The sequence below is a fragment of the Bradyrhizobium sp. 132 genome, assembly GCF_023074185.1.
GTDB lineage: Bacteria > Pseudomonadota > Alphaproteobacteria > Rhizobiales > Xanthobacteraceae > Bradyrhizobium.
The window spans coordinates 1-18,147 of record NZ_JADPKY010000083.1; the positions used below are offsets into that span (position 1 = coordinate 1).

Annotated in this window: 20 protein-coding genes; 2 read left to right on the top strand and 18 right to left on the bottom strand. The window is 63.5% G+C overall.

Going from position 1 to position 18,147, the window contains the following annotated elements; all coding sequences use genetic code 11:
- Positions 1 to 274: 274 nt before the first annotated feature.
- Entirely contained in the window at positions 275 to 850 is a 576-nt protein-coding gene (locus IVA74_RS14245; protein WP_247344605.1) for a MarR family transcriptional regulator, read from the top strand.
- A gap of 14 nt (positions 851 to 864) precedes the next feature.
- Here IVA74_RS14245 and IVA74_RS14250 read toward each other — a convergent pair whose 3' ends face one another.
- On the bottom strand, positions 865 to 1,803 hold the full coding sequence (locus IVA74_RS14250; protein WP_247344608.1) for a hypothetical protein: 939 nt from the start codon (positions 1,801 to 1,803) through the stop codon (positions 865 to 867).
- A gap of 815 nt (positions 1,804 to 2,618) precedes the next feature.
- On the opposite strand from IVA74_RS14250, the gene IVA74_RS14255 reads away from it, so the two are divergent.
- On the top strand, positions 2,619 to 3,389 hold the full coding sequence (locus IVA74_RS14255) for a response regulator transcription factor (RefSeq protein WP_247344611.1): 771 nt from the start codon (positions 2,619 to 2,621) through the stop codon (positions 3,387 to 3,389).
- A 126-nt stretch (positions 3,390 to 3,515) separates the two neighbouring features.
- Here the strand turns inward: IVA74_RS14255 and IVA74_RS14260 are convergent, their stop codons facing one another.
- From IVA74_RS14260 to IVA74_RS14340, 17 genes are all read right to left on the bottom strand, one after another.
- Positions 3,516 to 3,974, bottom strand: coding sequence for a hypothetical protein (locus tag IVA74_RS14260; protein ID WP_247344614.1), 459 nt, complete (start codon positions 3,972 to 3,974; stop codon positions 3,516 to 3,518).
- Entirely contained in the window at positions 3,971 to 4,483 is a 513-nt protein-coding gene (locus IVA74_RS14265; protein ID WP_247344617.1) for a flagellar biosynthesis protein FlgN, read from the bottom strand. The genes IVA74_RS14260 and IVA74_RS14265 overlap by 4 nt, the downstream gene beginning before the upstream one ends.
- Positions 4,484 to 4,525: 42 nt before the next feature.
- Positions 4,526 to 5,005 carry a rod-binding protein gene (locus tag IVA74_RS14270; protein ID WP_247344723.1) on the bottom strand — a complete coding sequence of 160 codons (480 nt, stop codon included), beginning with the start codon at positions 5,003 to 5,005 and terminating at the stop codon, positions 4,526 to 4,528.
- Entirely contained in the window at positions 5,002 to 5,421 is a 420-nt protein-coding gene (locus IVA74_RS14275; protein WP_247344620.1) for a hypothetical protein, read from the bottom strand. Before IVA74_RS14275 ends, IVA74_RS14270 begins: the two co-directional genes overlap by 4 nt.
- A gap of 6 nt (positions 5,422 to 5,427) precedes the next feature.
- On the bottom strand, positions 5,428 to 6,180 hold the full coding sequence (fliR, locus tag IVA74_RS14280) for a flagellar biosynthesis protein FliR (protein WP_247344622.1): 753 nt from the start codon (positions 6,178 to 6,180) through the stop codon (positions 5,428 to 5,430).
- On the bottom strand, positions 6,177 to 8,258 hold the full coding sequence (gene flhA, locus IVA74_RS14285; protein ID WP_247344625.1) for a flagellar biosynthesis protein FlhA: 2,082 nt from the start codon (positions 8,256 to 8,258) through the stop codon (positions 6,177 to 6,179). Before flhA ends, fliR begins: the two co-directional genes overlap by 4 nt.
- A gap of 95 nt (positions 8,259 to 8,353) precedes the next feature.
- Complete coding sequence (gene fliQ, locus IVA74_RS14290) at positions 8,354 to 8,620, bottom strand: flagellar biosynthesis protein FliQ (protein WP_106945789.1); 267 nt, start codon at positions 8,618 to 8,620, stop codon at positions 8,354 to 8,356.
- Entirely contained in the window at positions 8,617 to 9,036 is a 420-nt protein-coding gene (flgD, locus tag IVA74_RS14295) for a flagellar hook assembly protein FlgD (RefSeq protein ID WP_247344628.1), read from the bottom strand. The genes fliQ and flgD overlap by 4 nt, the downstream gene beginning before the upstream one ends.
- Positions 9,037 to 9,050: 14 nt before the next feature.
- A complete protein-coding gene (flbT, locus tag IVA74_RS14300; protein WP_247344631.1) occupies positions 9,051 to 9,461 on the bottom strand; it encodes a flagellar biosynthesis repressor FlbT in 411 nt (136 codons plus the stop codon).
- A complete protein-coding gene (flaF, locus tag IVA74_RS14305) occupies positions 9,461 to 9,805 on the bottom strand; it encodes a flagellar biosynthesis regulator FlaF (RefSeq protein ID WP_247344634.1) in 345 nt (114 codons plus the stop codon). The genes flbT and flaF overlap by 1 nt, the downstream gene beginning before the upstream one ends.
- A gap of 46 nt (positions 9,806 to 9,851) precedes the next feature.
- Entirely contained in the window at positions 9,852 to 10,898 is a 1,047-nt protein-coding gene (locus IVA74_RS14310) for a flagellar hook-associated family protein (protein ID WP_247344637.1), read from the bottom strand.
- Positions 10,899 to 10,901: 3 nt separating this feature from the next.
- Positions 10,902 to 12,377 carry a flagellar hook-associated protein FlgK gene (gene flgK, locus IVA74_RS14315; RefSeq protein WP_247344639.1) on the bottom strand — a complete coding sequence of 492 codons (1,476 nt, stop codon included), beginning with the start codon at positions 12,375 to 12,377 and terminating at the stop codon, positions 10,902 to 10,904.
- A gap of 34 nt (positions 12,378 to 12,411) precedes the next feature.
- Positions 12,412 to 13,638, bottom strand: a complete 1,227-nt coding sequence (locus tag IVA74_RS14320; protein WP_247344642.1) for a flagellar hook protein FlgE — start codon at positions 13,636 to 13,638, stop codon at positions 12,412 to 12,414.
- 96 nt (positions 13,639 to 13,734) lie between these two features.
- The gene (locus tag IVA74_RS14325; protein ID WP_247344645.1) at positions 13,735 to 14,316 is read right to left on the bottom strand and encodes a transglycosylase SLT domain-containing protein; all 582 of its coding nucleotides are present in this window, start codon (positions 14,314 to 14,316) and stop codon (positions 13,735 to 13,737) included.
- Entirely contained in the window at positions 14,267 to 15,631 is a 1,365-nt protein-coding gene (locus IVA74_RS14330) for a flagellar hook-length control protein FliK (RefSeq protein WP_247344647.1), read from the bottom strand. The genes IVA74_RS14325 and IVA74_RS14330 overlap by 50 nt, the downstream gene beginning before the upstream one ends.
- Positions 15,628 to 16,830, bottom strand: coding sequence for a chemotaxis protein (locus IVA74_RS14335; protein ID WP_247344650.1), 1,203 nt, complete (start codon positions 16,828 to 16,830; stop codon positions 15,628 to 15,630). Before IVA74_RS14335 ends, IVA74_RS14330 begins: the two co-directional genes overlap by 4 nt.
- Positions 16,827 to 18,146 (bottom strand): MotB family protein, encoded by a 1,320-nt coding sequence (locus IVA74_RS14340; RefSeq protein ID WP_247344653.1) that lies wholly within the window; start codon positions 18,144 to 18,146, stop codon positions 16,827 to 16,829. The genes IVA74_RS14335 and IVA74_RS14340 overlap by 4 nt, the downstream gene beginning before the upstream one ends.
- Position 18,147: the final 1 nt, after the last annotated feature.

An 18,147-nucleotide genomic window follows, 5' to 3' on the forward strand; every position in this document is an offset into this window, starting at 1 on the left:
TCGACAAACAGTCGGTTGTCCTTGCCGCTGCGGCCCGGATCTCCTGGCTTGCCAAGACAATGCGGCTCCATCTTCGCCCATTGGGCGTCAGTCAAAACGAATCGGTCCATCCCAAGCTTGAATCACAACCAAGCCCCGATGAGAATCCTGAATCCCAACAGACCCTAGTTCCACCGCCGGAAGTTCCGTCTCTCTCGGGAGCTTCATTATCAGCCACCCGGATTGCGCTACCAGAAGCTCAATTGAATAAAGATTTATCCGACCTGGAATTGAAATGCATTTGGCTCGCGAAGCGATCGAATTATTGGGACAGATGGCCCGTATCCTGTGGTTCGAAGGCGCCAAGCATGGCCTGCGCGACCGCGAATGGATGGCGCTGCGTTTCCTCTCCCGCGCCAACCGGTTTTCCCGGACGCCCTCGGCGCTCGCGAGTTACGTTGGCACCACGCGCGGCACCGCCTCTTTCGTCATCGGCGAGCTCGAGCGGCTGGGCTACATCGAGCGCAAGCGCTCCGCCACGGACAAGCGCTCTGTGTTGCTGAGCGTGACGCAGCAGGGCAAGAAATTTCTCGTGCGCGACCCCATCAGCGTTCTGCTCGAGCCGATTGCCATTCTCGACGACGATGCCAAGACTCGCTTTCGCGACACGCTCCGGCATGTGCTCGATCAGGCCGATGCGGCCGAACAGCGGCACCATACCGACGTCTGCAAGCGCTGCATCTTCCTGCGCGAAGATCGCACCACGGACAGCAAGACGGCGGCCGAGTTCAGCTGCCGCCTGTTTCGCGCGCCGATCGCGGAGGCGGAGGTCGACCTGCTATGCACCAGCTTCGAGCACCACCGCCAATAGAAGGCGGCCCTCGATCAGGGCGTTGCCTTGCGTGACGAATAGATGACGCCCCCGCTGGACTCCACCACCAGACGTCCGTTCTCGTTTTTGATCTCCTCGATACGGCCAAGGCCCGGCACCTGCTGTCCCAGTACGGCCTCGACGACGCCGTTCGGGCCTTGCAGGATCGCAATCCCTTCATAGGCCTGGCGGACCGACCAGCCCTTGATGGTCTTGCGCGGCGCCGACATGCGCTCGGACGGAGACACCGATCCCGTGACCTCGGGCGCCGGGACCGAAGCCATCATCGGCATTGGCTGTGTTTGTGAGGCAACGGGCGTCGGAGCCTGGGCCTGCGCCTGGGCAAGCTTATCGAGCTTCACCGTCGAGGACGCGCTCACCCGCTCGATGCGATCCAGGTTCTCGCCAAAACGGCCGAAACGGTCATTGGTCGCCTTGCTCGATTGATCGACCGCCGTGCGCAGGCCGTCGAGATTGTCGGACACGCCCGACATCTGCTTGCGCAATTGCGCCACCGTCTCACGCAGATTCCTGATCTCCGTACTGGCCGCGACGTTGCTCTGGGCGGGCTGCGTGGTGAGATAGACGATCACGCCAGTGCAGGCGCAGACCACCACCATCGCAGCGACTGCCAATGTCGCGAGCGGCGCGACCCATGTCGGACGCGGCGGCGGCGGCTTGGCCACGATCACGGCCGGCTTGATCACGATCGGCGCAGGCTTGTGTATCGCCATTTTGTCGAGCCGCGCCTTGGCGCGAATACGCTTCAGACCCTCGAGCGCCTCTTTCGCCAGAGTTTCATCACTCGCCGCTGCCGACACACGCTTGGTGGTCGCAGCAGGCTTGGCGGCTCCCGTCGCATTGTCCCCGGCATCGCGCGCCTCCGCAGCCGGCTTCGCCGCTGCGGAAACATTGGCGGTCGCGTTGGGGCGAGCTTGTCCATCGGACAACATGTGAGAATGCTCCGTTCGGTTCGACCTATCGAACGGTGACGTTATGTGCCGAAGCTTGCCTGAAACGTGCGCATAAATCTTTTCATCGCGCGCGAAGCGACGCAACTGAGTCAAACGCGTCATACACGTGGCGAGAGTGCGACTCGAAAGACACACCTCCGTCAAGATTTCGCCAAGCTGAGGTCGCCTTGCCATACATGAGTCGAATTGTCGCATGTGGAAACAGGGCGACGAGAGTCAATCCCGGGTTGAAAACCTCCCGATTTACATGAACCGCGGCACCGCCCGAAAAGGCTGTATTCATACGGGGATACGGAACTTTAGAACTGCCAAAGTGCAAAACTAGTTCTAATTCCAAATCAACTGATGCGATTGTACATACAAAGAAACAACTCGAAACAAAGCAACAGTATCAAGCACGCGTAGCAACCGCTTTGTTGCGCGCGCTTGATCGGGAATCGGCAATTGTTACGGTCCTACTCAAGTGATTCTCGCCAGTTAGCGAGGAGAACGACACAGTACAGTAGCGTTCGGACGCAATGAGCAACTTGGCGCAACTGTTCTAGGTCGCTTTCTCAATCCGCTCCGCGAGGTGATCCGTAAGACACCCGCCGGGCCTCACGCGGTAAGCGTTCAGTATCGAGTCGAAGTAGCAGGCCTGCGAGACGCAGGCACTGAATGCGTAGGGCTGCCCGCGAATATGAAACCATAATAACGGTTCGCGGGAAGGAATGTCGTCAAACAGCACCGCTGCCGAGCCGGGCATCACAACAACGAACCGGCCGCAGCAAGTGCGAAACAGGGGCGAAAGACTGATGTATATTATCGTTGATGATCGCGAGAGCGTCACGAACAGCTATGTCGGAGGGCTCGTTCGCGAAGGTGTATCGTCGATCGGCTTCTCCTCCGGAGAATTCTGGGACTGGCTGCAATCTGCGAGTGAATCGGATCTGGCTGCGGTGGACGCCTTCCTCCTCGGGGATTGCGACGCTCGCGGAAGCCTGCCGCGGGCGATGCGCAAGCGCTCCTCGGCTCCCATCATCGCCATGAGCGGCCAGAAGATGCTCAAGAACACGCTGGAGCTGTTCGAATCGGGCGTCGATGACGTCGTGCACGTGCCGATTCATCTCCGCGAGATCCTCGCTCGAACGGCCGCGATCGCGCGCCGCCGGGTCGGGGAACTGCCGAGGCCCTGCGAGACCAGGATCCAGGTCTTTTTCAACGGACGTGACCCCGAGATCGCGGGCCACGCCCTCACCCTGCCCCGACGCGAACTGCGCATCCTCGAATATATGGTCAGCAACCACGGCAAGTGGGTCACCAAGACGCAGATCTTCAACGCGGTCTACGGCATCTTCGAGGCGACCTTCGACGAGAGCGTGATCGAGAGCCACGTCAGCAAGCTGCGCAAGAAACTTCGCGACCGCCTCGGCTTCGATGCGATCGTGGCCAGGCGCTACGTCGGATACCGTCTCGACATCCCGGCAGGGGAGACCATCGACGTGCCGATGCAGGAACTCGACGAGCTCGGCATCCTCCTGAACAGGGCGCATGTCGCCCCAGCGGCGTATCCGGCCGGAAACTGATCGGCAGGGTACTGCCACGAAAACGACAACGGCCTCTGCGAACCAATTTCGCAGAGGCCGTTGTACTTTCAGCGGCGGAAGCGCCGGAACAGATGCCTAGCTTCGCGACGCGAGGCGCCGCGACACCTAGGGCTTCTGCTGGAATTCTTCCTTCGACACGTAGTTGAAGTCTTCGACCAGGACATCCTGGACGACTTCGGCCTGCATCCGCTCATTGACGCGCTGCTTGATGGCCGTCGTGAGGATGGAGAGGTCGTAACGGGCGAGTTTCCTGAAATCGAGGCGGTCGTCGGCATAGATCTTGCGGAAGGCTTCGTCGACGACGAACGGCTCGGGCGGAACGTTGAGCTGGTGCATGGTCCGCGCCTCCACGGTGTAGACGAAGCGCGCGACGATGTAGCCCTGCACGTTGCCACCCTCAACCATAGGCACGCTCAGCGCCCGCGTCTTCTGATACTGCAGCCCGTCGAGATATTCGTCCTTCGCCGGCAGCAGGGTGCCGTTCTCCTTCCAATACGCGACGGCATAGCTCGTGCCCGCGGTGAGGATGCATACCCAGAGCCCGGCCAGCACCAGTCTGATCATCTTCCGTCCTGTGCTGCTCGACCGGTATAGGTGCCGTCCGACTCGGCGTCCCTGATGGCCTTGACGACGATGGTCGCGACCTCGCGTACCGCGTCGTAGTGCATTTCGAGGAGAGAACGATTTCGCTCAAGTTTCTCGCGCAACCGCTGGATCTCCTCGGTGATCTCGACCTCGCCGCCGAGATGCATTCGGGCCCGCATCAGGCGGACGAATTCCAGCATACTCCGGCTCTTCCGGGCGCTGAACTCGTCGAAATCGATCTTCTTGCCCGTACCGAGCGCGACCGTCTCTTCCTCAACGATGCTTTCGAGCCGGCGGATCGCAGCCAGCAGGCCCCGCACCTCATCCGACCTCGCTGTATCCGCGCCTTCGTTCGCCAACTCGCCACCGACATTCGAGAGCAGCACGGGCAACAGCGCATCACCGGGCGCGGCTGCCGTCGTCATCGCCTCGGTGTCCACGACCGGCTGCTCCATCACCAGGGCCGCCGCGCCTTCATGTGCCTGCATAGGAAATTCACCCTTCAACTTCTGTCACCCATTCCCGGATCGTCATCCGGCCTTGCCCGTAACGTCCGGCCCGGCCGGATGCGCGGCGGCGAGCTGCTTGGCAATGCCAATGCCCTTGCCCTTTGCCAGCTGAGCACCAAGTTGCTCCGCCAGCATCGACTTCCAGACGCCACCGGCCGTACCCTTGCCAAAGACCTCCTCCGACTCCTTCGGCAACATCGTCTCGACGAAGGTCTGGAGGATGAAAGCCTCGAACTTCCGGTACACCTCGCCGGATGCCGGCGCCTTGATCACCTGCACCGGAGCCCCGTTCACCGCACCCGACGGCGCTTCCGAAACCTTCGACGCGGATTGTTCTGCAGCGGCCGCCTTCGCCTTGCCGACCTCCGCGTCCATCGTGGCGGCGAAATCCGTGTCCAATGATTTCAGCGCATCGAGCTTGGCGGTCGCCGCGCGCTGCGCTACCGGGTCGGCGGCATCGAGGACGTCGAGGACGAGGTCGGGTGTCGCTGTCACGATCATGTCTTGTTCCGGTTGGCTGGCCGTGGCGTCCACTCGCGCACGGTGAGACTTGTTCCCGTCATCTCCTCGAGCGATTTCTTCTCGGCGTCGCGAAGCTTGTCCGCGAGCGCCGCCTTGGCGACCTGCTCGAACTGCTTCACACGGCGGCTCTCCGCGCGAACCTGGTCGAGCTGCTGCGAGGCCTGCGCCTGAATCGCGCGCGTGCCGACGCTGGTCCTGGTCAGGCGCCGCGCGATCGATTCGCTCGATGATCCCGCCGGCGGCCTGCCATCGTTCAGGGCTCCGACAAGCCATTCCTGCTCGTCCTGCAAGCTGCGCTCCTGCTGCCGCAGATGCGCGAGCTGCCACTCGGACAGCCGGAGCTGGAGCTTCACGAGCGAGACCAACCGGCCGAGCTTGTCCGCGCGCGAGGTCATGACCGATCACTCCGCCAGCCATGACGAGACGCCGAGCATGAATTGCGTCAAGAGCTCGTCGCTGGTGAGGTAGAGCAGCAGGAAGCCGCCGAACAGCACGAACGGCACCGAGATGAAATAGACCGGAATCGCCGGCGTCAGCTTGTTGACCAGGCCGACCGCGACGTTAACGATGACCGAATAGACGATGAAAGGGCTGGTGATCCGCAGCGTCAGGACGAATGCTTCCGACAGCCGGCCGACGAGCAGCTCCAGCGCCATGCCGCCGCCGAACTTATCGCCGGGATGCCAGACGTCGTAGGAGTTCATCAACCCGCGCAGGACCTGCCAGTGCTGGTCGGTTATGAAGAACAGCGTTGTGACGGCCGTCATGATCAGCGGCACCAGAGCCGGCGCCGGATCAGTGTCGCCGATCGGCGTCCCCGGGATGTTGCTCAGCCCGATGGCACTCGCCATCACAGTGGCCATGGTCTGGAGTGCGAGGAAGAACACGCGGCCGCCGAGCCCGATGACGCTGCCGACCACGAGCTCGGAGCAGATCAGCAGCGCGAGCGTCAGCGGTGCCGCATTGTCCGTGAGAGGTTTCAGGACAGCGACCAGGATCGGCGTCAGCGCAAACGTCGTGACGAGCGCGACGAACAAGCGGACCTGGGCCGGGACGTTGACGCTGGAATAGCCCGGCACCAGCATCAGGCAGGCACCGATGCGGCAGAACACGATGAACGTCACCAGCACGCTGTCGGCAAGGCCGCTGATCACGATATGGCTCCGAGTGCTCTGATCTCGGTGCTGCGCGCGACTTCGACATGCGACAGGATCGGCAGTGTCGGAAATACCCGTTCCAGGATCATCCGGACGTAGGGACGGGCTTCGGGGGTCACCGCCAGCACGACGCTGGTGCCGTTCTCGGTGAACTTGCGGATCGCGGCGCTGGCTTCGGTCGCAAACTGCTCGATCAGGCGCGGATCGGCGTCGAATTCGACGACGTCGCCCTTGGCGTCGCGCTTCAGGCTCTGGTGGAACGCCAGGTCCCAACGGTTGCCGAGACGGACCACGTTGAGCACGCCGTTGTCGGACAGGTCGCCGCAGATCTGCTGGGCCAGACGCGTACGCACATGCTCCGCCACCTGCTCGGAGCGCCGCACATGGGGCGCGATCTCGGCGATGGCCTCCAGGATCAGATGGAGGTTGCGTATCGACACGCGCTCGGCCAGCAGGATCTTCAGGATTGCCAGCAGTCCCGAGTACGATATCTGCGACGGGCAGAGATCCTCGACCAGGCGCTTGTATTCGGGATCGAGCCGGTCGAGCAGGCCGCGCATGTCCTTGTAGGACAGGAGCTGGGCGAGGTTGGCCCTGATCACTTCGCTCAGATGCGTGAGCAGCACCGACAGATTGTCGACCGGCTTGCAGCCCTGACGCTTGACCTCGTCGGTGAAAGCGTCCGTCACCCACAGCGCTTTCATGCCAAAGGCCGGCTCGATCACCTCTTCGCCGGGCACGTCGGGCTTGCCGTCCTTGTCGACGAGCACCAGCACCTCGCCGAGCCTGAGCTCGCCCTGGGAGACGCGGGTGTCGTGGATCCGGATCTGATATCCCTTGGGATCGATCGACAGATTGTCGGTGAGCTTGATCTCGGGAACGACGAAGCCGTACTGCTTGGCGAACTTCTTGCGGATCTTGGCCACGCGGTGTGCTAGCTCGGTACGCGAGCCCAGCAGATGGACCGACAGGTGGCCGCCGAGCGCCAGCTCGATCTCCGCTGTCTTGAGCGATTCCTTGACGGATTCCTTGGCCTCGAGCTGGGCGCGTTCGTCGGCCTTGCGCGCATCGTCCTTCTGCTTCAGGGCCGCCTGCCGCCTCGGCAGCGAGTATCCGACGAAGGCCATGGCGCCGCCGAGCAGCAAGAAGGGCGCCATCGGCAACCCCGGCATCAAGGCAAGCACGAACATCATCAGCGCGGCGGCCGATACCGCGCGCGGATAGCCGCCGAGCTGGCGCAACACTGCCTGCTCCGCCGACCCCCTGGTGCCGCCCTTAGAGACCAGCAAGCCCGCCGATAGCGACACGATCAGAGCCGGCATCTGCGTTACCAGACCGTCGCCCACGGAGAGTTTGGTGTAGACGTCGGCGGCACGCGACAGCGTGAGTCCGTGATGGGTCACGCCGATGATGATGCCGCCGAAAATGTTGATCGCGGTGATGATCAGGCCGGCGATGGCGTCGCCGCGGACGAATTTCGAGGCACCGTCCATGGCGCCGAAGAACGCGCTCTCCTCTTCCAGCTCGCGGCGCCGGCGCTGGGCTTCCTTGTCGTCGATCAGCCCTGCGGATAGGTCCGCGTCGATCGCCATCTGCTTGCCGGGGATGGCGTCCAGGGTGAAGCGGGCGCCGACTTCGGCGATACGCGTCGCGCCCTTGGTGATCACGACGAAGTTTACCGTGACCAGAATCGCGAAGATGATCAGGCCGATGACGAAGTCGCCGCCCATGACGAACTTCGAGAAGCCGGCAACGACGTGGCCCGCGGCGTTTTCCCCCTCCCCGCCGCGCGACAGGATCAGACGAGTCGTCGCGACGTTCAGCGCCAGCCGCAGGATCGTGGCGATCAGCAGCACGGTCGGGAAAGCCGAAAAATCGAGCGGCCGCTGGATCCACAGCGCGACCATCAGGATCAGCGCCGACAGTGCGATCGAGAAGGCGAGGCCGAGATCGATCAGGATCGGCGGGATAGGCAGGAACAGGATCGTGAGCATGGCCACGATACCGCCTGCGAAAAAGGCGTCGGCGCCCAATCGTCGCGGGGTCGGCAGGCTGGCAGCTAACGTATCGGACATGGGTCACCGGCAGAGGATCCGGCCCGTAATCTGCCGTGCAAAGCTTACGCGGGGGTGGTGGCAGGAGATGGCCAGGGGTGCCCGGGCCGCCCGGATCAGAAGCCGCGCTCGATATGCGAATAGACCATCTCGGTGAAGGTGGAGAGATGGGCTCCGATGAAGGAGCCGGAGACAGCAACGACCAAGAGAATGACGATGATCTTCGGAACGAAGGTCAGCGTCACCTCCTGGATCTGGGTCAGAGCCTGGATCAGCGCAATGAGGGTGCCGACCAGCATCGCGGCGCCAACGGCAGGCCCGGAGGCGACGATGATGGTCCAGATCGCCGCCTGGACGATGTCGAGAGCGTCCCGTTCGTTCATGACTGGCTGATCGTGAGACCCGGGCCGACCGCGACTTTCGTGCCGTCCTCGAGCGTCGCGACGGAGCCGTCAGTGTTGATGGAAATCGAAGCGACCTTGCCGCTGAAAGTCGCTCCGGTCGAGTCCGTGAAGCTGACGGTCTTTCCGATCAGCCCGTCTGCCTGCGACAGCGATTGCGAAGATAGCAAAGAGTCGAGCTTGGTATTGGTCTGCATCGCCTGCTCGACCGACGAGAGCTGCGCAAACTGGCTCATATATTGCGAGGTATCCATCGGATTGGTCGGATCCTGGTTCTTCATCTCTGCGATGAGGAGCTGAAGGAACGTGTTGTAGTCGACGCCGGTGCTCGACTTCGACGTGGTTGAGCTGGTCGAACTGGACTTGCTGGTGCTATCGGTCGCGCTGGTGACGTTCATGTGACTCTCCGCTGTCAGGCAGCCTCGAATGGGGAATCGATCGTGGCGCCGGCCAGGATGGCCTGCTCCACCGGAAACAGCGCCCGGATCCGCTTGAGCGCTTCGAAGTAACGGGTTGCTCCGACCAGTTCGTCGACCGCGCCAAGTCCGAGCAGCATCTCGTGGCTCTCGCACACCGCGATCAGGGCTGCGTGATGCTGCCCGTAAAGCGCCGAAGCATCCCGGACGTCGGTCGGATTCATCAGCATCAGCTGGACGATGAAATAGAGCTGCCGCAGCGCCGTGGTGGCGTCGGAGGCCTGCATGATCTGCCCTTCGAGCAGGAACATCACGTCGTTGACGAGCTCGACGGAGACCTTGCGGTCCACGCGCAGCACCGCGCCGTTGATGTAGACCCGTTCGCCCGCCCGCAAGGATATCTTCATCAAAGAGCGTCTCGGATCAGGCGGTTGATTTCGATGAGCTGCATCACGTCGTTCGACCTCTCTTCGCGAAGGCGGTCGGCTTCCTTGACGACCCACAGGCCGATCGAGATGATGTCGGCGCGCAGCTTGACCGGAAGTCCGTTTTCCGGATGCGCGAGATCCTCGATGAAGATCGTCCACAGCCGCCGCACATAGAGCAGGCTCTCGACCAGATCCTCGATGCTGAAGCGGTCTTTCTGGATCCGCTCGAGCCGGTCGATGCCGAGGCTGAGCGCCTGCCGCTCGCGGCCCCGCGCTTCATATCCGCTCTCGTCGACGACCGCTTCATAGGCTTCAAACGTCATCAGGACAACTCTGCCTTACAAAGGAGGCTTCTCAAAAGTACTTGGCTCAGAGGTAGTTGATGAGGCTGATCTGCTGGAGCTGCGATGTCAGCGCCAGCGCTGTCTTGATCTGGGTTTGCAGCGTATTGACCCGGACCGAGGCCTCGGTCGGGTCGACCGCCTCCATCTTGACGATCTGGTTGTTGAGGATGTCCTGCTGCAGCTTCAGCCTATCGGTCGCGCCGGTGATCCGCTGCTGGACCGTGCCGATGTTGCCGCCGAGGGTAGCAAGGTCACTGATGGCGTTTCCGACAAGGCCGATAGCCTTGTCCACGACGACCTGGAACGTCGCTTGGTCCAGGTTCACGTTCCCGAGATCCGCCATCATGGTGTAGGCCTCGGCGAGCTTGCGGAAGCCTGGCTGATTGGCGCTGACGGAGGTATCGGCGATCTCGGTCGTGGAGATACGGCTTTGCATGACCTGGTCGGTAGCCGACGACCAGTTGGTGTCCCAGGCCGGGCTCGCGAACTCGGCATCGAAGGTGGTGTCGAGGAAGGTCTGCATCTGGGCCGGGGTGATGCTGCTCACGCTGGCAGAAGACTGGGCAAAGCCGAAGGTCGCGAGGAAATCCGCATCGACCTGGTTCTTGCTGGCCGAGCCCGCGGTGTAGGCCGTGATCGGCGTGTTCTGCGTGTTGATGCCCGAGAAAAGAGACGAGCCGTTATAGGAGACGTTCAGCGCGCCAATCAGATCCTGGAGGTTGGAGGACGCGGGCGGCAGGATGATCCGCCCGCCGCCGTCGGTACTGCGGGCCGCGATCAGGTCCTTGAGGAAGTCCGTTGCGGTCGAACCAAGCTGGGTGATCCGGCTCTGCGTTATGTCCAGGCGTCCCGAGACCAGCCCGTTGGTATCGACGAGCTGATCGGCGAAGCTCAGGTCCGCTCGCAGGGTGACGTCGCTTCCCGTCGTGGCACCAAGCTCGAGGCCAACGTCGGCAAAGCGGCCGGTGGTGGCTTCCTTCGAAGCCTTGGCGAGCGCCGCCTGATTGTTGGTAACCGAGGACCTCAGCGACGAAGACAGCATCAAAGTCGAGATGTAGTTCGCGCTCATCATGACTTAATTCCCCACAGCAGCCAGCAGGCTCTGCAACATCTCGTCGACGGTGGAAATGATCTTCGACGAGGCCGAATAGGTCCGCTCGACCTGGAGCATCAGCGACATCTCGTCGTCCATGTTGACGCCGTTGACGTTGGACAGCGCCGCGGTGCTACGGTCGAGCAGCGTGTTCTGGTAGGTGACGTTGTCGTTCGCGGCCGTGCGCTGACTTTCGATCCAGCTCGCCGAGGACGACGCGAAGTCGATCAAGCTGCCGTTCGGCTTGCCTTGCGTGGTTGCATCGAACGGCTGCGACGCATCCATGTTGCCGATGAGCTGCTGCAGCCGGGTCGAGTAGCCGGCGTTGCCGGCGGTGTTGTATTGATATGCGGCATTGCCGCTGATCGCGCCGTCGCGCAGCAGATTGGGGTTGCCGCCCTGAACAGGGTCGACCGAAGCGGCCACACTGATCAAGCCGGCCAAGCCGACCGAGACGGTGGCGCTCGCCGGCATCGCCGGCGCACCCGGATAGGTGAACAGGCCGGGGACGTCCGGCAGCGCGGCGCCGGACTGGTCGACTTCCTTGAAGGCGTCGACCAGGCCGCGTGCGACTTCGTCAAGCTGGCTCTGATACGTGACCGTGGCGTTGTCACGCAACTCGGCGAGGCCGGCGAGCTTGCCGGACTTGAGCGGCATGACGGAATTCGCGCCGGTCACGGGTACGCCGTCGATGTAGACGGCATTGCCCGTCGTGCCAGCAGTGTAGGCGTTGGTCGGGGAAAAACTCACCGCGCGCGCCGTCTTGTCGAACAGAACGACACCGCTATCGGCATAGAGCGCCGCGTCGCCGTTGGGACGGATCGACATCGTGACGCCGAGTTCTTGCGACAGTTTCGAGACGATGCTGTCGCGCTGGTCGAGGTAGTCGGTGACGTCGTCGCCGGAGATCGTACCCTTCACGATCGCGGTGTTCACGCTCTGGAACTGGGAGAGCAACTGATTGATATTCTGAACCGACGTATTCATGTCGGCATCCGCGCCCTCACGAACCGACTGCACGGTTTGGGTCGCCTGGTTTAGCGCCGTCGCCATGTCCTGGGCGGACGCGACCGCCGCCTGCGCCAGCGTGGTGTTGTCCGGGGCGTTGGCATATTGCTGGAGCGCCTTCTTCAACGCATTGAGCTGCGCCGTCGGCGACTGGTCGAGCTCCGGATCGTCGACCGTCGAGGCCGCGATCTTCTGGAGACCGTCATAGATCGCGCTCTGCTTGCTAGACGACGAAGTCGCGGTCAGGACGTTGGTGTACAAGCCGCTGCTGGCGGCGCGCTGGATCGCCGCGACGTAGACGCCAGCACCGGGGTGATTGTCCAGCACGGTGAACTTGCGCGAATAGCCGGTGGCGGTGGCCCCGGCGATGTTGCGCGAGATGACCGACGACTGGATGCCCGACGTCATCAGCGAGGAGCGGGCGGATTCGAGAGCGGCGGTAAGGTTCATGATCTGCTCTTGCCGGGATCGAGCGCTGAGAGACTCAGCGCTTCAGGTTGACGACGACATCCAGCAAGTCGGCGCCGGTCTGGAACGATTTCGAGTTCGCAGTGAAGCCGCGCTGCGCCTCGATCATCGCAGTCAACTCGTCCGCCAGATCGACGTTCGAGTCTTCCAGAGCGCCCGACTGGATGGTGCCGAGCCCGCCCTGGCCGGCGAGGCCGACCTGCACGTTTCCGGAATCCAGGTTCGGTGAATAGACGTTGCCGACTTCGGGCGTCAGATGGTCCGGGCTCGGAACGTTCGCGAGCGCGATCTGGAAGCTCGGCAGCTCGGTGCCGTTCTTGAGCACCGCGGTGACCACGCCCTTGTCGTCGATGTTCACCTTCTCCACCGCGGACGGGGCGTTGCCGTCGACCGTCGCCTTGAAGTCGAAGCTGGACGCGACCTGGGTCATGGCCGACAGATCCATGTTGAAGGACGAGCCGCCCGGGATGGTCACGGTGAGCGAGGTCGGGCTTGCGGCGGCGAGCTTGCCTTTGCCGGTCGCGGTGACATCGAAGGTGAAGGTATTGAGACCACCCGCGAGCGCGGTGCCGGTGGAAGAATCGTAGAGCTGGATCTGCCAGGTGTTCGCGGCGGTCTTCGCAGCATAGACGTCGACCGTCACCGCGTTGCCGATGTTGTCGTAAGTGACGACCGAGGTCTTCGACGTGTAAGCGCCGGGACCGGGTGGACCCGCGATGATCGCAGCGCTCGGATCGAGATTGGCATCGACAGCTGCCTTGGTCGAAGGCGACGCCTGGAGCGCCATCTGGTTGACGTTGATGACCTGCAGGCCGCCGAAGCCGTTGGCGGCGACGGTGGGCGTGGCGCCGTTCGCGATGTTGTAGCCCATCAGCTGGAAGCCGGCGGAGTTGACGAGATTGCCCGTGCTGTCGGGCACGAACGCGCCGGCGCGCGTCAGGAAATTGTTGCCGTTCGGATCCTGCACGACGAAGAAGCCGTTGCCCTGCACCGCGAGGTCCGTCGCCGAGGTCGTGAACTGGTAATTGCCGGCATCGCTGATGGCGTAGCGGACCGTGGTCTCGACCGCGCCGGAATCGTAATTGCCCGAGCCGCTCTTCAGGATCAGCGAGGAGAATTCGGTCGAAGCCCGCTTGTAGCCGGTGGTGTTGACGTTGGCGATGTTGTCCGACACCGTCGACAGCTTGTTGGACTGCGCGTTCATCCCGGAAACACCGGTGCGCATAACACCATACAGGCTCATGAATTGGGCTCCTTCGGTAGGTTGCAGTTACAATGGTGGTTGTTGCTTGCGCGGGGCTGATGGTGCGGAACGATGCACAACTTTGACGTCATCCCTTCAGGTCGTTTTCGGCTGACAGAACGAGCGCGCCTTATCGGTCCACGCGCCGAAGCCGCTCGAGACCAGATGAGCGACGATATGACAGACGTAGCGCTTCTGCGCCGGCTGGTTGTTGGGGCCTGCATTGTAGCGGGCGACCGCCATGGTCCAGCTGCCCTCGCGTTGCTTCAGCTCCTTCAGGAAGCGCGCGGCGTAGTCGACGTTCCTGGCGGGATCGAACATCGCCCGCACCGACGCGAATTTGTCGCCGTGGTAATAGTGGTTGATCTGCATGCAACCGAGGTCGATCAGCTTGATCCCCTTGCTGCGCATGGATTCGAAATTCGCGATTGCGTCGTTCATGTCCTTGGCGAACACGGTCTGTCCTTCGGCGCCGAGCGCGTAAGGATAAAGCGCGCCGCGCCGCCCGGTCTCGGTGACGCCGACGGCATAGAGAATGCCGAGCGGAATTCCGTGCTGCTGAGACGCACGCGCCATCTCGCGCTCGCAGGGGCGCGAATTGTCGGTCGCCGCGGCCGCGGCGCCGGCGTTACAGATAAACAGGGCCGCGACGAATCTGCGGCGCCACGTCCTGGTCATGACGCGTCTCCTGGTTGAACTGGCGCTCCTGTCGGGCCTGTTTCGCACCGCCGTCCGACTGTCCCGACGAATTTCTCGCGCCGTCGAACGTGCCTTGCGACTGCGACGATGGCTGTTGCTGGCCCGAGAGCTGCGGCTGCGACTGACCGGAGCCGCTCTGGAATCCATCCAACGAGCCGTGCTGGACGGGCGCAACGTCGGCCACGTAGCCCGCCGACTGCATGAGCTCGCGGATCGAGTCGCGCTGCTGGTCAAGCATCTGGCTCGTGTCCTTGCGCTCGGCGGCGAGGTGGACGGACACCTCGTTGCCAACGAGACGAAGGCGCACGGTGACGTTGCCGAGCGTAGGCGGTTCGAGGTTGATGGTCAGGATCTTGAGCGGCTGGTCCGGCGCATTGGCTTGGGACGTTGCAAGATCTGGAGCTGCGGACGCCGTCGGCGCCGGAGATTCCTTCAGCTCGGCGACGACGGCATTGGCAACTTGGTGCGGAGCGTTGAACTGCGCCGGGGGCAGATGGGTCTCCTGCTGGACTACGGTGACCTTGGTCGTCTCGGGCAATGCATCCCGCGCCGAGGCCTTGGCAGCACGCTCGACATTGGCCGCAACGGCCTCGAAGCCGGGTGCCGTTGCCTTCGGCGATGGCTCGCCGTCTTGCGTCGATGTCGCCTGGGCGGCGGCCGTCGCGTGCGGAGCCGCGGCCTGCGAGTGCGCGGCGGTCGGAGCCACAGCAGATGGGCCGGAGTCGGCTGTCATCGTCTTCGCCATGCCCATGGCCTGAACTTCGCGCTTCGTCGTGGCAGACCGCCCGTCGCGCCCGGACGCATCGTTCTTGTCGCCCGCCGGTGCTTGCATCTGCGGTTGCGCGACCGGTCCGGCGGCGATCTCCTGTCCGACGATCACCGCAATGCTCGATTGGTTCTGGACGTCGGCCTGCCCGGTATGGTCGACAGGGACATGTTTCCCGGACGATTTGTCGGTCTTCTTGTCGGAAGATTTCTCGGTGGGCCTCTCGCTGGATCCTAGGGCCTCGGCCGCCGCGGGGCCTTCGTGCACCGTGTCGTCGTTCGCCTTGTCCTTCTCACTCTGGTGCGCCAGGCGCGTCCGCAGTGTTCCGGCTTTCACGGCCGTGTCGCCGCCCTCGTCGTTGAGCGCCCGCTTCGCGAGATTCGAGACGGTGTGCAGCAGATCGTTGAACGACGTGTCCGGCTGCGCTTTCGCCCCGGCGCTCTTGCCGGCGCGCGATGTGCCCCGCATGCTGAGGCTTTCGGCGAGGCCCGAAAAGACCTGTCCGGAGGTTCCACTGAGCTTCGTCATGGACGGCGATCCCTGGTGAGAAGCTCGAGTTCGCCGAGCTGCTTCTGTGCGCGCATAAGCGTTGCGGTCGACGATGCGAGATCGATGCGCGCCGGCGTGACCGGAGGCTTGTCGGCTGCGGCGGCGGATTCGCCGGCGAATGGCTTGCGAACGTCGAGTGCGAGCTGCACCGTTGCATTGAGCAAGGGAATGTCGCGCTCGGGCAGCTTCGACCGGTCGAGCGCCTTCAACTCGGCAAGACCACCGTCATATTCGTCGGTGAGCGCCCGCGACACGCCGCGGAACAAATGCGCCCGTTCGCGATCCGCTGAAGCATCGGCGCTGAGCGTCAGCGCGCGCTGGCCGGCAAGCCGGGTTACGACGAGACCTCCGCGCGCCATCGCGGCGCGCGCGATCACGAGATAGAGCTTGAGGCGGCTCGCGCGATCGATCTGCTCCAGCAAAGTGGTGATCCGCGCAAACCGGCGCTCATCGAGCGCGAGGCTCGATTGCGTCAGGCCGGTGGAAAAGCGCTGCCAGAAGTCGCCGGCATAGACCGAGTTGCCGTAGTGGCGGATATAGGCCAGCGTCAAGAACTCGAACTTGTCGAAGTCCTCGGCTTGCCCGACCAGCAGGATCTCGCGCCGCAGTGCGGCCTCCTCCACCAATGTGCCCGGCAAGAGCAAGCGCGCGTCATCCAGACGCTCGATCGCGAGCGATGCTTCGGCGCGTGCGAACAACGCGCCCTGGACCAGCGCGACCTGTCCGCCCAGGCCCGACGGAATCGTCCGGGGCTTGACGTCCTTGAGCAGCTCGCGCGCTTCGTCCTGACGGCCCTCGACATAGGCGAGTGCGCCATCGAACAGCCGCCCGTCGACGTTCAGCTTGTCGCGCGGCAACTTGCGGACGATTTGCGGCCCGCCGCCGCTGAGCAGGTAGATGACGACGGCTTGGCCGTTCTGCGGGTTGCTCCACACGCCCGGATCGGCGGCGAGAAATTTCTCGCCGATCTGCCGGATCAACGCGATGTGGTTGCCATGCGCCGCGGTATCGCCGTTGGCGATGCCGTCCTGCACGGCCTGCAATGCGCGAACGAGCTCATATGGCTCGCCCGATGTCGATGCCGCCGGGGCCAGAGTCGGTGCCGGCTCGGCAAATGCGCCTGCCGCCGTGAACGGCAGCAGCATCAGCAGCGTTGCGCGGAGAACAGGCCCGATCAAGGACGCTTCTCCCGGACCAGGATCTCGATCCGGCGATTTTGCGCGGCCGCCGGATCGTTTTGGAGTTTCGGCCGTCGATCGGCATAACCCTCGACATGCTCGATGCGCTGCGCATCGACGCCGGAGCGGATCAGCATGTAGTAGGCCATCTGCGCACGGGCCGTCGACAGCCGCCAATTGTCGTAGGTCTCCGAGCGGTATGGCCGATTGTCGGTGTGGCTGCGGACGATGATCATGCCGGGACGCTTCGTCAGCAGCGGACCGATCTTGTCGATTACACGGATGAGTTCGGGCCGCGGTTCAGCCGAGCCGCGCGCGAACATGCCGAAGCTCGCGTCGTCGGTCAGGCTGATCAGCAGGCCTTCCTCGACCTGACGCACCTCAGCCACCGGTCCCGCGCCGGCCTTGACATCCGACAGCGCCTCCGCGATCGCCGACTGAAGCTGCTTGACCGTCGGTTGCTGCGTCTGAGCCGCGTCGCGCGGCTCGGATTCCTTCGTCGTATCGTTGGGACGCGGCTGCGCGGCGGCGTTGGCTTGAAGACCAGCCTGGGTGCCCGGCTGCGTGCTCCCTTCGCGTGAAGACTGCGAGGGCGCGGGCCCCGGCGGCAGCAGGGGCGACAGGCTTGCGGACGACGCATCGGCGTTCGGAGCCACGCTTCCGGCGGCATCGTCCTGCTTGGCCCGGCGCGCCTGCGGCTCGCCAGGGCCGGACGCTGTGTCGCGCGCGGACGCATTCGGCTTGGGCTCGCTCTCCATGATGCGATCGGCATCCTTGGATGCCTGTGGCGCAAGCTTCCAATAACCGGGATCGAAGGGATCGCGGTAGGCGTCGCCGCCCTTGAGTCCCTCCTCTTCGGCGGAGGTCAGAGCGCCGGCGCGCCGCTGGCCCGAGGCCTGGTTTGCGCTGCTGGCGATCTCGGCGAGCGTCGTGTAGGGATCGCGGAACAGGACCTTCTCCTCGTAGAAGGGCGGCTTCTCGGCCGTCGGAGAGTCACCGCGACGTTCCTCGCTCGGTCCTGCCGGCTGACGCCTGCCGTCCTGGCCTTCGAACGACGACGGCTCTTTCTTGGAGAGGTCTTTGAGGCCTTTCGGGGCAGGCGCGTTCTCCGCGAGCATGATCGGATTGAAATAGCTCGCGACCACCTGCTTCTGATCCTGGTTGAGTGCATTGATCAGCCACATGACCAGGAAGAACGCCATCATCGCGGTCATGAAGTCCGCATAGGCGATCTTCCAGACGCCGCCGTGCGGCTTCTCGTCGTCGAAGGCGCTCCGCCGGCGGATGATGACGAGCTCTGATTTGACCTCATTCATG

Coding starts and splice junctions, on each gene's coding strand:
- IVA74_RS14250 (WP_247344608.1), bottom strand. CDS start 1,803: ATGTTGTCCGATGGACAAGCTCGCCCCAACGCGACCGCCAATGTTTCC.
- IVA74_RS14330 (WP_247344647.1), bottom strand. CDS start 15,631: ATGACGAAGCTCAGTGGAACCTCCGGACAGGTCTTTTCGGGCCTCGCC.
- IVA74_RS14245 (WP_247344605.1), top strand. CDS start 275: ATGCATTTGGCTCGCGAAGCGATCGAATTATTGGGACAGATGGCCCGT.
- IVA74_RS14270 (WP_247344723.1), bottom strand. CDS start 5,005: ATGATCGTGACAGCGACACCCGACCTCGTCCTCGACGTCCTCGATGCC.
- flhA (WP_247344625.1), bottom strand. CDS start 8,258: ATGTCCGATACGTTAGCTGCCAGCCTGCCGACCCCGCGACGATTGGGC.
- IVA74_RS14255 (WP_247344611.1), top strand. CDS start 2,619: ATGTATATTATCGTTGATGATCGCGAGAGCGTCACGAACAGCTATGTC.
- fliQ (WP_106945789.1), bottom strand. CDS start 8,620: ATGAACGAACGGGACGCTCTCGACATCGTCCAGGCGGCGATCTGGACC.
- flbT (WP_247344631.1), bottom strand. CDS start 9,461: ATGAAGATATCCTTGCGGGCGGGCGAACGGGTCTACATCAACGGCGCG.
- IVA74_RS14325 (WP_247344645.1), bottom strand. CDS start 14,316: ATGACCAGGACGTGGCGCCGCAGATTCGTCGCGGCCCTGTTTATCTGT.
- IVA74_RS14310 (WP_247344637.1), bottom strand. CDS start 10,898: ATGATGAGCGCGAACTACATCTCGACTTTGATGCTGTCTTCGTCGCTG.
- flaF (WP_247344634.1), bottom strand. CDS start 9,805: ATGACGTTTGAAGCCTATGAAGCGGTCGTCGACGAGAGCGGATATGAA.
- IVA74_RS14340 (WP_247344653.1), bottom strand. CDS start 18,146: ATGAATGAGGTCAAATCAGAGCTCGTCATCATCCGCCGGCGGAGCGCC.
- flgD (WP_247344628.1), bottom strand. CDS start 9,036: ATGAACGTCACCAGCGCGACCGATAGCACCAGCAAGTCCAGTTCGACC.
- IVA74_RS14260 (WP_247344614.1), bottom strand. CDS start 3,974: ATGATCAGACTGGTGCTGGCCGGGCTCTGGGTATGCATCCTCACCGCG.
- IVA74_RS14265 (WP_247344617.1), bottom strand. CDS start 4,483: ATGCAGGCACATGAAGGCGCGGCGGCCCTGGTGATGGAGCAGCCGGTC.
- flgK (WP_247344639.1), bottom strand. CDS start 12,377: ATGAACCTTACCGCCGCTCTCGAATCCGCCCGCTCCTCGCTGATGACG.
- IVA74_RS14275 (WP_247344620.1), bottom strand. CDS start 5,421: ATGACCTCGCGCGCGGACAAGCTCGGCCGGTTGGTCTCGCTCGTGAAG.
- IVA74_RS14320 (WP_247344642.1), bottom strand. CDS start 13,638: ATGAGCCTGTATGGTGTTATGCGCACCGGTGTTTCCGGGATGAACGCG.